Below are 12,524 nucleotides of genomic sequence, written 5' to 3' on the forward strand. Positions count from 1 at the left end.
TGAAGACGGTTCTGGGATAATGATGGCTTGCCTTCATTTCCCCCGGAACCGGTCATGACCCAGAAGACGCTTCTCAACGATACCCACCGCGCACTCGGCGCCAAGATGGTCGACTTCGGTGGCTGGGACATGCCCATTCATTACGGTTCGCAGCTGGACGAGCACCACCTGGTGCGCAGCGATGCCGGCATGTTCGACGTCAGCCACATGACCGTGGTGGATCTGCGCGGGGAGCAGGTCAAGCCGTTTCTGCGCACGCTGCTGGCCAACTCGGTGGACAAGCTCAAGGCCACCGGCAAGGCCCTCTACTCGTGCATGCTCAATGCCCGCGGCGGCGTGATCGACGACCTGATCGTCTATTACATGGCTGACGATTTCTTCCGCATGGTGGTCAATGCCTCCACCCGCGAAAAGGACCTGGCCTGGATCCGCGAGCAGGCGGCCGCCTTCAACGTGGAGGTCCTCGAGCGCGAAGAGCTGGCCATCATCGCCGTGCAGGGCCCCACCGCACGCGAGCGCGTGATCGGCCTGCTGGGCGAGAGCGACCGCGCCGCGCTGGAAAAGCTGGGCCGCTTCGCCGCCCTGGAGACCGCCACCGCCGACGGCACCGCGCTGTTCGTGGCGCGTACCGGCTACACCGGTGAAGACGGTTTCGAGATCCTGCTGCCGCAGACCGCCGTGGTCGCCTTCTGGAATGCCCTGAGCGCTGCGGGTGTGCGCCCGGCCGGCCTGGGTGCGCGCGATACGCTGCGCCTGGAAGCCGGCATGAATCTCTACGGCCAGGACATGGACGAGGAGATCACGCCTTATGAAGCCGGCCTGGCGTGGACCGTGGCACTGGACGAAGGCCGCGACTTCATCGGGCGCGATGTGCTCGAGGCGCAGAAGGCGGCCGGCAACGCCCGCCAGCTGATCGGCCTGGTCATGGATGAGAAGGGCGTGCTGCGTCACGGGCAGGTCGTGCTCACCGCCAGCGGCGAGGGCGAGATCCTGTCCGGCACCTTCTCGCCGACCCTGGGCAAGGGCATCGCGTTCGCCCGCGTGCCTGGCGGCGAACTGGGGGACGTTCGCGTGGATATCCGCGGCAAGCAGATTCCGGTGCGCGTGGTGAAGTTCCCGTTCGTGCGCGAAGGCCAGGCCCAGCCTGGCGTGTTGATCGACGGCTGATGCCGTGATGTATCCGGTGCGGACGCGTTCGTGTCCGCGCCGGTTGGTTACACTACCCCCGTTTCTTGACCCCCCTGATATTCCTCGGAGCAGTCCCATGAGCGAGATCCCCGGCGACCTCAAATTCCTCAAGTCCCACGAGTGGGCACGCGTTGAAGGCAGCGGCCGCGTCACCGTCGGTATTTCCGACCACGCCCAAGGCCTGCTTGGCGACCTGGTCTATGTTGAACTGCCGGAGGTTGGCCAGGAGGTCAAGGCCGGCGAACAGGCGGCCGTGGTCGAGTCGGTCAAGGCCGCTTCGGACGTGTACAGCCCGATCACCGGCACGGTGGTCGAGGTCAATGCGGCCCTGAGCGACAAGCCGGAAACCATCAACGAAGACGCCTACGGCGACGGCTGGATCTATGTCGTCGAAGTGGCTGGCCTGGACGAAGTCAACGACCTGTTGGGTCCGGACGACTACGCCGAGCTGCTGGAAAACGAAGATCACTGATCGTCGTTTCCGCTGAAGAACGGCCGCCCGGTGCGGCCGTTTTTTTTTGCCCGCGCGTCGAGAACGCGCCGATCGCGTTAGTAGTGCGTGAGGATTGCAGTGCACGGGCGATGGGCGGTGGTCGCGACGGCCGGCTCATGACGATCGGTTCGGTGCCGATGCGCGCCGGTGATCTGGTCTTCGCCGACGCGCCGATGGCATGCCGAACAGGCTTCCCGGTGGACCTGCGACGATGCTCAACGGCGAATGCCAGGTACGAACGCGTCGGTGCCGAGCGGTCAAAAGTTTGCGCAGTTACGCGAATCGGGTCGAAAAAAACGCGGGCAGATGTGAAAAGTTTTGCGGTCTGTTTAAGGTGCGCACGGGGAGTCCCGTGGCGGGGGTGATCGCATGCGATGCGCGCGTGGCGTTGCAGGGTGGTACACGGCGATGTTGCGATGTCGCTGCACGAAAGTGCTTCTTTTAAGTGTTTTTCTTTTCTGCGTTGTCAGCGTTTGATTGCGTGGGGTGTTCGCGGTGGCGTTGGCATGGCGCTCTCGTCGGCTCGATGACGGGTTCGGAGAGGGGGGCGCCGCAGGGCGCCGGTGTGAAAATTTTTCGCCGGGGTTGTTGACAGTGAAAAAAAGCGTGATTAGGTTTCGCCTCAGCAGACCTTGCCTGCGAACAGAGTGAGCAGAATCGACATCAAGTCGCGAAGCACAACCTGGACATCCACCTCGCGTCCGATGACGGTGGAGATGGCTTCGCTTCCTTCAGCGAACCGCAAGACCCTTCCTGATCCGATATCTGCCTGGCCGCATGTGGCAGGTGTCTCCGTATCCGTCACGACGCGCATGACGCGACGGCGGTCCCCGCGACGCAGCAACGGCGGGTTTGCTTTACCTGGGCGTTTCCACTCCATAGATCACTGACGAGGAGCCATCCCATGGCAACCAAGAAAGCTGCGAAGAAAAAGCCGGCCGCCAAAAAGGCAGCCAAGAAGGTCGCTAAAAAGGCGACTGCCAAGAAGGCCGTGAAGAAGGTAGCCAAGAAGGCGGCTGCCAAGAAGACGGTGAAGAAGGCGGCCAAGAAGGCGACCGTTCGCAAGGCAGCAGTGAAAAAGACGGCAAAGAAGGCAGTGAAGAAGACTGCAAAGAAGGCCGCCACCAAGAAGACCGCGAAGAAGGCAGTGAAGAAGACGGCGAAGAAGGCCGTCAAGAAGACTGCAAAGAAGGCAGCCGCCAAGAAGACCGCGAAAAAGGCGGTAAAGAAGACGGCCAAGAAGGCGACCCGCAAGGTAGCCAAGAAGGCCGCTCCGAAGAAGGCTGCCAAGAAGACCGCCAAAAAGACCGCCAAAAAGGCCACCCGCAAGGTAGCCAAGAAGGCCACCGCCAAGAAGGCGACTGCCCGCAAGGCTCCGGCCAAGAAGGCATCCGCGAAGAAGGCAGTGAAGAAGGTCGCAAAGCGCAAGCCGGCCGTTCGCAAGAAGAAGGCCGCGCCGGTCGCACTGCCGGCAACCCCGGCACCGCTGATCTGAGTTTTTCCCGATAGCCGTACCTGAGACTCCTTCCCTGGCAGCCCAGCGGGGAAGGAGTTTTTTTATGTGCGATACCAAAAACCACAAAAAAGGCGGCCATCCGGCCGCCTTTTGCGATGCCACGTGCGGGCGGGATCAGCGCGGTGATGCGACCGCGCGGTTCGACGAGACGCCCTTGCGCTTGCCTTGCGGGGCGGCGTCCTCGGCCATCAGGTTGTCGCTGCCGAAGTCGGTGTCCACGTCCAGCCAGCGCTGGGTCGGCAGGCCCATCGCCTGGTCCAGTACGGTGGGCAGCAGGCCGCTGGGCAGGCTGCTTTCGCCGTTCCACATGATGGCAATGCCGAGGTCGCGCTCGGGCACCAGGGCGACCAGGCCGCGATAGCCCTGGACGGCACCGGCGTGGAAGATCACTTCATGGCCGGCGTAATCGAAGGTGCGCCAGCCAAGCGCGTAGCCGGCCGAGTTCAGGCGCTCGCGGCGCCAGCCGGACCGCATTTCACCGGGGGTGCTGATCAGACTCGCATGCAGCGTGGCCAGCAACGGGGCGGGCAGGACGTCGGGGCGATGGCCGGTGTGTGCCAGCAGCCATTGCGCCATGTCGCTGGCACTGGCGTTGACGCCGGCGGCCGGGGCGAGGCGGTAGTAGGTGGGCTTGGGCGTGAGCGCAACCCAGCCATTGCGGCTGCGCACATGCGGGCGTGCCCAGCGCGAGCTGGCCTGGATGCCGGCCAGGCCGAGGCTGGCGTCATCCATGCCCAGCGGCTTGAACAGACGGCGCTCGACGGACTGTTCGTAGAAGCTGCCGGAGGCGGCGTAGACCACATCACCAATCAGGCTGAAGGCCACGTTCTGGTAGGCGTAGCAGTCGCCGGGCAGGCACTTGAGCGAGGTGGCCGCCAGTTTGTGGGTGAGCGTGTAGTACTCGGCGTTGGCTTCGACGTCGCGGTCATAGGCGTTGTAGGGCAGGCCGACGCGGTGGCTGAGCAGATCGGCCACGGTCAGGCGCTCGGTCGCTTCGGGCGTGCTCAACTGGAAGCCGGGCACGTAGTCGGTGACCTTGCTGTCCCAGCGCAGCGTGCCGTCGTTGACCAGCAGGCCGGCCATGGTGCCGGCGAAAGCCTTGGACAACGAGGCCAGCCGGAACACGGTGTGCGCGTCGACCTGCTGCGGGTTGTTGACGTCGGTGACGCCGTAGCCGCGCGCGCTGAGCACGCGGCCCCCCTGGACGATCGCAACGGCCATGCCGGGTACGCGCTCGCCGTAGGTGAGCTGCTGCGCCATCGATTCGATCGAGGCCACGTTGAAGCCCTGCGCGGGCGGCTGCACTTTCAGGCCGGCCGGCGTGGTGCGGTACGCGGCAGGTTGGGTATGCGGGGCGGCGCTCGGCGCCGATTCCTCGATGTTGACCGGGAACCCGGCTGGCGCAGCGGCAGGTGTCTGTGCAGTGGAAGACATGGCGATGGGCATCAACATGCCCAACAACCCGGTTGCCGCCGAACGGATCGGTCGGCGCCTGTTGCTCTGGTTCATCGTATGGGTGCCCGTGCGCGACTGCTGTGACCGATTCTAGCGCCGCTTTTCGTGATTGCACAAACGAATCGAAGATGAATGCGTATCGCATTGAAAATACGCGGGTTTTGCCAATCTCCAAAGGATCCGTCACCCGGGCGGTAAGGGCGGTCCAGCGCACCCCTGTTCAGGCAGTTGCAGCGGTCCGGATCCAATGAGCGGCACGCTCAGCGATCATCAGGGTCGGGGCGTTGGTGTTCCCGCTGACCAGGCGCGGCATCACCGAGGCATCCACCACCCGCAGCCGTTCGGTGCCGTGCACGCGCAGGGTGCCCGGATCGACCACCGCCTCGGCATGCTGCCCCATCGCGCAGGTCCCGACCGGGTGGTAGATGGTCTCGGCCTTGGCCCGGATGAAGGCTTCCAGTGCCGCCTCGTCCAGCGCGTTGTGCGGGGGGAACACCGGCGCGCCGCGCCAGCGGTCAAACGCAGGCTGCTGCAGGATCTCGCGCGACAGCCGGGCGCATTCAAGCATGCTCTTCAGATCGTGGCCCGCGGGGTCACCCAGGTAGTTGGCGTGGATGCGCGGCGGCGAGCGCGCATCGGCATCACGCAGGCGCAATTGCCCGCGGCTGCGTGGGTGCAGCGGGCAGGCATGCAGGGTATAGCCATCGCCCGGCAGCCGGTGGCGGCCGTGGTTGTCCAGCATTGCCGGGACGAAATGGAACTGGATGTCGGCGCGCGCATCGGTGGCCAGCGACGAGCGGGCGAAGCCGCCGGCCTCGGCCAGGTTGCTGGTGCCGGCACCACGGTGGCCGCGCAGGAAGTAGTCGAAGGCGATGCGCAGCTCGTTGCTGCGGTCGTAGCTGACGCCCGGTGTGGTGTGCACGACGGTGCAGATGTCCAGGTGGTCCTGCAGGTTGCGGCCGACACCGGGCAGATCCACGCGCGGGGTGATGCCGTGGCAGCGCAACGTGTCCGCCTCGCCGATGCCGGAGAGCATCAGCAGGTGGGGGGAATGGAGCGCGCCGGCGCTGAGGATCACCTCCGCGCCCGCGCGTGCGTGGAGGTGGTGCGCGCCACGCCGATAGTGCACGCCGGTCGCCGTCGTGCCCTCGAAGCTCAGCGCGGTCGCCTGCGCGCCGGTGAGCACCGTCAGGTTGCGCCGGTGGCGTGCCGGGCGCAGGTAGGCGTCCGCACTTGAACACCGTGCGCCGTCGCGCTGGGTGACCTGGTACAGCCCTACGCCGAGCTGCTGGTCACCGTTGAAGTCTGCATTGTGGGGATGGCCGGCTTCCTGCGCGGCGGCGATGAACGCGGCCGAGAGGGGGTTGTGGTGGCGCAGGTCGGACACCGACAGCGGTCCTGCGGCGCCGTGCAGCGCGCTGGCGCCGCGGCTGTTGCGCTCGCTGTGCAGGAACCAGGGCAGCACCTGGTCCCAGCCCCAGCCGATGGCGCCACCCGCTTCCCAGCCGTCGTAGTCGGCGGGGACGCCGCGGATGTAGCACATCGCATTGATCGAGCTGGAGCCGCCCAGCACCTTGCCGCGCGGCCACCACAGACGACGGCCATCCAGGGCAGGCTCCGGCTCGGTCTCCAGGTTCCAGTTGATGCGACGATTGTTGACCAGCCGCGCCAACCCGGCCGGCATGTGGATGAAGGGGTTGCTATCGCGCGGGCCGGCTTCCAGCAGCAGCACCCGGCAGGCCGGGTCTTCGCTGAGCCGGTGGGCCAGCACGCAGCCGGCAGAGCCGGCACCAATGACGATGTAGTCGTACATGCCGCTCCTTGCCGGGTGCGCACCGAGCATAAGACAGGTTGGGGCAGGCAGGGGCTGAGTGGTGAGCCACGCAGCGTTGCACCGATGGGCGTGCCGGAGGCTGGCGATGTTGCGGTGCATCGTTTACCTTGCGCGCTTCGATGCCCGGAGTTCCCCACATGTTGCCGTTGCAACGCCCTTTGTCCGCGCAGAGCGTGCAATGACTGCGGCGGCCGGAACCGGCGCGGCGGCCACTGGCATGTTGAGCGCCTGGCGGCGTTCGCCGCCGCTGATCTGGGCCTCGATCTACTTTTTCTGCCTGCTCAGCGGCTACTACGTGCTGCGCCCGGTGCGCGAAGCGATGGCGGCCTCGTCGGATCTGCAGACCGTGTTTCCGCTGCCGCTGATCCAGTGGTTCGCCGGGCACGGGATCGCCCTGCAGGACTTCGTGCTGCAGTTCCTGTTCACCTGCGTGTTCTTCATCATGCTGGTGCTGCAGCCGCTATACGGCGTGCTGGTGAGCCGCTTCCCGCGCCGGGTGTTCCTGCCGGCGGTGTACGGCTTTTTCATCGTCACCCTGCTCGGCTTCTACGTGATGTTCGAGACCGGCGCGCCGGGGCGGGGCATGGCGTTCTTCTTCTGGATCACCGTCTTCAACCTGTTCGCGGTGGCGGTGTTCTGGAGCTTCATGGCCGACGTGTTCTCCAACGTGGAGGCGCGCGCCTATTACGGCTACCTCGGCGCGGCTGGCACCATCGGCGCCTTCCTGGGGCCGATCATCACCTCGACGCTGGTGCAGCGGGTCGGCATCGCCAACCTGATGCTGGTCTCGGCCGGCTTCCTGCTGATCTGCCTGGGCTGCATCTGGCGGCTGCGCCTGTGGGCGGTGGAACGCGAACAGGAGCGGCAGCTGGTCTCCGGCGAAACGCCGATGGGCGGCAGTGTGTTCGATGGCCTGAAGCTGATCGTGCGTGAGCCGATGCTGCGCTGGCTGGCACTGATGGTGCTGTTCGGCGTGGGCGTGGGCACGATGCTCTACAACGAGCAGGCCTCGATCGTGCGACGGCTGTACCCCGATGCCGCGGCCAGCACGGCGTTTTTCTCGCGCGTGGACCTGGCGGTGAACACCCTGACCCTGATCGTGCAGCTCGGATTCACGCGCTGGCTGCTGTCGCGGTATGGGATCGCCCCGGCGCTGTTGATTCCCGGCGTGGCGATCATCATCGGCTTCTCGATCCTGGCGGCATCGCCGCTGCCGCTGATGGTGGCGATGGTGCAGGTGATGACCCGCGCCAGCGAGTTCTCACTGGCCAAGCCGGCGCGCGAGACCATCTATACCCGTGTGGACCGCCAGTGGCGCTACAAGGCCGGCGCGGCGATCGACACCGTGGTCTACCGCGGTGCGGACCTGACCTTCGCCTGGGTGCACAAGGGGCTGTCCCTGTTCGGTTCGCACATTGTGTTCGTCGGTGGGCTGGTCGTGGCCGGGGCGATGACCGTCGCAGCATTGGGCCTTCTGCGCGAGGAAAAGAAGCTGCCGGGCGAGCGCCCGGAGTAAGCTCTCTGCAGTCTTCCAGGAACCTGAGCCCATGTATTGGATCGCGCTGTCGTTGACCCTGCTGGTCGCCCTGCTGCACGTGTATTTCCTGGTCCTGGAAATGTTCCTGTGGACCAAGCCGCTGGGCCTGAAGACCTTCCGCAATACGCCGGAAAAGGCGCAGGCCACGCGGGTGCTGGCGGCCAATCAAGGGCTGTACAACGGCTTCCTTGCCGCCGGCCTGTTCTGGGGCCTGTTCGATCACCTGCCGATGCTGGTCAACTTCATGCTGGGCTGCGTGATCGTGGCCGGCTGCTATGGCGCGTACAGCGTGAACAAGCGGATCTTCTTCATCCAGGCTGTGCCGGCGATCCTGGCTGTGGCCGCGTGGTGGATGGTGCCGGCCTGACAGGCGCCAGCCACGCATGGCGTGGCGCTACCCTGCGACAGACGGATTGGATGTAGAGCCACCCATGGGTGGCTGCGCCAACGATCAACGTTTGACCGGCGACACCCACATGGCGATCCGCGCCTCGAACACGGCCGTGCCGGCGTCATCGCGCACCTGCACCTTCACCGGCAGCGCGTAGCCGGTCTCGGCCGCCACGATCGGCTGCTCCGGCGTGGCCACGGCATGCTGCGTGCCGGTCGCCTTGGCCAGGTACTGCACCTCCATGCCCTTCGGGATCCAGCGCATGCCCTTGGGCAGCGAGGCATCCACCATCAGCCCGGCGGTGAGTTCGGCCAGGTTGCACAGCGCGATCGCGTGCACCGTGCCGATGTGGTTGGTGACCTTGCGCCGGTGCGCGATGCGGCCTTCGCAGCGGCCCGGCTCGAGCAGGGTGATGCGCGGGGCGATGCTGGCGAAGTAGGGCGCCTTGACGCACACCGCGCGCGAGAACAGCCAGGTGCCGGCAGGCCAGCGCTGTATGCGGCGGTAGAGCGTGAGCAGTGGAGCGGACATCGGGGGTCTCCCTAAAGAAACGGCGGACCGAAGTCCGCCGTTGTCGTTTACATGGTGGCCGTGATCACGCGGCCTGCGACTGCGCGTCCTTCTGCTGGCGCTTGTAGTAGCCCGCCGAGCGCAGTTCCTCCGGATCGAAGTCGTCCACGGTGATCGTTTCCAGGGTGAGCGTGCGCAGCTCTTCGAGCAGGGTGCGCTCGTCCTGGGTGATCACGCCTTCGGCCACGGCTTCGTCCAGCTGGGTAACGAAGTCCAGCGCTTCGATGCCCTTGGTCTTGAGTGCCTTGATGAACTTGCGCTCCACCGGCTCGGCCATGATCGCCTTGGACAGGTAGCTGTTGATGCGGCCACCCGGGTTGTTCTCGCACGGGGTCAGGAACACGCCATTGGCCAGACGGTCGCGGGCTTCGTTGGGTGCCATCAGCAGTGCGGCCACGCGGTGGCCCAGGCGGTCGCCCGGGGCCTCGGCACGGCGGCCGAACGGGAAGATCAGCGCCCACATCAGCCAGCCGATCGGACGCACCGGGAAGTTGCGCAGCGCGGCCGACAGCGACTCTTCGATCTTGTGCACGCTGTCATGGAAGGCCCAGGCCAGCAACGGCTGGTCGGCGGCCGGGGCGCCTTCGTCGTGGTAACGCTTGAGCATGGCGCTGGTCATGTAGATGTGGCTCAGCACATCGCCCAGGCGGCCGGACAGCGATTCCTTGAACTTCAGCTTGCCGCCCAGCGTCATCATCGAGATGTCGGCCATCAGCGCCAGGTTGGCCGAGTAACGGTCCAGCTTCCGGAAGTAGCGGCGGGTGTAGGCATCGCCCGGGGCGGCACCGAAACGGGCACCGGTCAGGCCGAACCAGAACGAACGCACGGCGTTGGAGATGCCGTAGCGGATGTGGCCGAACAGGCTGCGGTCGAATTCCTGCAGCCCGGCACGGGTGTCCGGATCCTGCGCGGCCTTCATTTCCTTCAACACCCACGGGTGGCACAGGATCGCACCCTGGCCGAAGATCAGCAGGCTGCGGGTCATGATGTTGGCACCCTCGACCGTGATCGCGATCGGCGCGGCCTGCCAACTGCGGCCGGCGAAGTTGCGCGGCCCCAGGATGATGCCCTTGCCGCCGATCACATCCATCACGTCCGAGATCACTTCACGGCTCATGGTGGTGCAGTGGTACTTGGCGATGGCCGACGGCACCGACGGCACGTCGCCGCGGTCCACCGCAGCGGCCGTTGCCTGGCACAGCGCGCTGATCGCGTAGGCCTTGCCACCGATGCGGGCCAGCGCTTCTTCCACGCCCTCGAAGCGGCCGACCGACAGGCCGAACTGCTTGCGGATGCGCGCGTAGGCACCGGTCACCACGGCGCCGGCCTTGGCACCGCCACTGGCGGTGGAGGGCAGGGTGATCGAGCGGCCCACGGCCAGACACTCGTTGAGCATGTTCCAGCCCTTGCCGGCCTTCTCGGCGCCGCCGATCAGCTGGGTCAGCGGGATGAACACATCCTTGCCGCGGATCGGGCCGTTCTGGAAGGTCGAGTTGAGCGGGAAGTGGCGGCGGCCGATTTCCACGCCGGCGGTGTCACGCGGCAGCAGCGCCAGGGTGATGCCGATGTCGCGGGTGGTGCCGATCAGGCCATCCGGGTCGTACATGCGGAAGGCCAGGCCGATCAGCGTGGCTACCGGCGCCAGGGTGATGTAACGCTTGTCGAAGGTGAGCTTGACGCCGAGCACCTGCTCGCCGTTCCACTCGCCCTTGCAGACGATGCCGTAATCGGGAATCGAGGTGGCGTCCGAGCCGGCGAACGGACCGGTCAGGCCGAAGCAGGGCACTTCACGGCCATCGGCCAGGCGCGGCAGGTACTGGTCTTTCTGTTCCTGGGTGCCGTAATGGTTGAGCAGTTCACCCGGGCCCAGCGAGTTGGGCACGCCGACGGTGGAGCTGACCACGCTCGACACCGAGGCCAGCTTCTGGATCACCTTGTGGTGGGCCAGCGCGCTGAAGCCCAGGCCGCCGTATTCCTTCGGAATGATCATGCCGAAGAACTTGTTCTTCTTGATGAAGCTCCACAGCTCTGGCGGCAGGTCGGCGTAGACGTGGGTGATTTCCCAGTCGTTGACCATTTTGCAGAGCTCTTCGACCGGGCCGTCCAGGAACGCCTGTTCCTCCGCAGTGAGCTGCGGCTTGGGGTAGTTCAGCAGGATGTTCCAGTCCGGATCGCCGGTGAACAGCTCGCCTTCGAAACCGACCGAGCCGGTTTCCAGCGCGATGCGCTCGGTCTGCGACAGCGGCGGCAGCACCTTGCGGAACACCTTCATCATCGGCGCGGTCAGCAGCGGCTTGCGGATGAAGGGCAGCAGCAGCGGCACGGCGATGACGGCGACGATGGCCGCAGCCACGATCGTGGCGGTCTGGTTGACGTACGGGATGAACCAGCAGGCGGCCAGCAGCACGAGGCTGATGATCGTCCAGGTGATCAGGCGCATCCGGTGGTAGGCGACGAACGCACCTGCCAACAGGACGACGAGGAAGGGAACGACAATGCTCATGAGCGTGCTCCGGTGACGTGCTCGGTAATGGCGGACGATGCGACGGCGGAGGCCGAGGGCAATACGTCCAGATAGTCCAACACAGTAGCGGTAAAGGCGTTGTTGTCATCACCGGCGACCATATGCGTGGCCTCCGGCAGCTGCACGTGGCGTGCATGTGGCACCAACGCAAGGAACTCGGCCACCGTCTGCGGGGTGACCAGGGTGCTGCGGCCGCCGCTCACCAGCAGCAAGGGACATTTCACCTGGCGCGCCGCCTCGGCGAGCGCGTCCTGGTGGTGTTCACTGTCACGGGCCAGCTCGGCGACCAGACGCGGGTCCCAATGCCAGCGCCAGCGGCCGTGACCGTCCTCGCGCAGCAACGCGCGCAGGGAATCGTCCGACTTGCGCGGGCGGTGCGGCACGTAGGCGGAGATCACATCGGCCGCCTGCGACAGCGAGGCGAAGCCGTCCGGGTGCGCGGTCATGAACATCAGGATCTTTTCGACGCCGGCGGTATCCCAGCGCGGGGTGATGTCCACCAGCACCATCGCCGAGAACAGGCCCGGCCAGCGCGACTCGGCGAGCAGGCCGAACAGGCCGCCCATCGAGGCGGCGATCAGGATCGGCGGCTGCGCCTGCTCGCCGGCCAGCACGATCAGATCATCGGCGAACTGTTCGCCGTGGTAAGGGCGTTCGGCCGGATTCCAGTCTGAATCGCCATGGCCGCGTGCGTCGTAGGACAGGGTCTGGTAACCGGCGCCGACCAGCGCGGAGGCGGTGGCCTGCCAGGCATGCCGGGTCTGGCCGAAGCCGTGGGCGAACAGCACGGTGCCGCGACGCCCCGGACCCGACCGGGTGGCGGCCAGCACGGCGTTGTGCGCGCCGGTCAGTCGCTCATCGTCAAAACGGGGCAGAGTAGAAGAAGGAGTGACCATACTCGCTAGTATGGACCTGCCCTGTGCGATGTCAATACTTGGGGGTATGGTGGGCACATCCCTTGTGCGGCGAGGCTCCAGGCCCCCATGAGCACATTGACGTACTGCAACCAACCCCGG

At 66.0% G+C, this 12,524-nt stretch carries 10 protein-coding genes; 5 read left to right on the forward strand and 5 right to left on the reverse strand.

The genetic code is table 11. The features are described 5' to 3' along the window. Positions 1-54 precede the first annotated feature (54 nt). The 3 genes from gcvT (at position 55) to QMX81_RS08930 (ending at position 3,176) form a co-directional block, all read left to right on the forward strand. Positions 55-1,167 carry a glycine cleavage system aminomethyltransferase GcvT gene (gene gcvT / locus QMX81_RS08920; protein WP_121039012.1) on the forward strand — a complete coding sequence of 371 codons (1,113 nt, stop codon included), beginning with the start codon at positions 55-57 and terminating at the stop codon, positions 1,165-1,167. Between the two features lie 97 nt (positions 1,168-1,264). Continuing rightward, positions 1,265-1,660: a glycine cleavage system protein GcvH gene (gene gcvH / locus QMX81_RS08925; protein ID WP_121039009.1), complete on the forward strand. Its 396-nt coding sequence runs from the start codon at positions 1,265-1,267 to the stop codon at positions 1,658-1,660. A 925-nt stretch (positions 1,661-2,585) separates the two neighbouring features. After that, positions 2,586-3,176, forward strand: coding sequence for a histone (locus tag QMX81_RS08930; RefSeq protein ID WP_121039006.1), 591 nt, complete (start codon positions 2,586-2,588; stop codon positions 3,174-3,176). A 135-nt stretch (positions 3,177-3,311) separates the two neighbouring features. Here QMX81_RS08930 and QMX81_RS08935 read toward each other — a convergent pair whose 3' ends face one another. Both QMX81_RS08935 and QMX81_RS08940 read right to left on the reverse strand, forming a co-directional pair. Further along, positions 3,312-4,706, reverse strand: coding sequence for a serine hydrolase domain-containing protein (locus QMX81_RS08935; RefSeq protein WP_121039003.1), 1,395 nt, complete (start codon positions 4,704-4,706; stop codon positions 3,312-3,314). Between the two features lie 166 nt (positions 4,707-4,872). Beyond that, positions 4,873-6,465, reverse strand: coding sequence for a choline dehydrogenase (locus QMX81_RS08940; RefSeq protein WP_121039001.1), 1,593 nt, complete (start codon positions 6,463-6,465; stop codon positions 4,873-4,875). 199 nt (positions 6,466-6,664) lie between these two features. Here QMX81_RS08940 and QMX81_RS08945 point away from each other — a divergent pair, with 199 nt between their 5' ends. Next, positions 6,665-8,002 carry an MFS transporter gene (locus tag QMX81_RS08945; RefSeq protein WP_121038998.1) on the forward strand — a complete coding sequence of 446 codons (1,338 nt, stop codon included), beginning with the start codon at positions 6,665-6,667 and terminating at the stop codon, positions 8,000-8,002. Positions 8,003-8,033: 31 nt separating this feature from the next. Beyond that, on the forward strand, positions 8,034-8,390 hold the full coding sequence (locus tag QMX81_RS08950) for a DUF1304 domain-containing protein (protein ID WP_121038995.1): 357 nt from the start codon (positions 8,034-8,036) through the stop codon (positions 8,388-8,390). An 84-nt stretch (positions 8,391-8,474) separates the two neighbouring features. Here the strand turns inward: QMX81_RS08950 and QMX81_RS08955 are convergent, their stop codons facing one another. The 3 genes from QMX81_RS08955 to QMX81_RS08965 form a co-directional block, all read right to left on the reverse strand. Further along, the gene (locus tag QMX81_RS08955; protein WP_121038992.1) at positions 8,475-8,945 is read right to left on the reverse strand and encodes a hotdog fold domain-containing protein; all 471 of its coding nucleotides are present in this window, start codon (positions 8,943-8,945) and stop codon (positions 8,475-8,477) included. Positions 8,946-9,009: 64 nt separating this feature from the next. Beyond that, on the reverse strand, positions 9,010-11,487 hold the full coding sequence (locus QMX81_RS08960; RefSeq protein WP_121038989.1) for an acyl-CoA dehydrogenase: 2,478 nt from the start codon (positions 11,485-11,487) through the stop codon (positions 9,010-9,012). Then, positions 11,484-12,404: an alpha/beta hydrolase gene (locus tag QMX81_RS08965; RefSeq protein WP_121038986.1), complete on the reverse strand. Its 921-nt coding sequence runs from the start codon at positions 12,402-12,404 to the stop codon at positions 11,484-11,486. Before QMX81_RS08965 ends, QMX81_RS08960 begins: the two co-directional genes overlap by 4 nt. Between the last annotated feature and the right edge of the window lie 120 nt (positions 12,405-12,524).

This window comes from Stenotrophomonas sp. PS02301, assembly GCF_029959485.1.
GTDB classification, from domain to species: domain Bacteria; phylum Pseudomonadota; class Gammaproteobacteria; order Xanthomonadales; family Xanthomonadaceae; genus Stenotrophomonas; species Stenotrophomonas maltophilia_Z.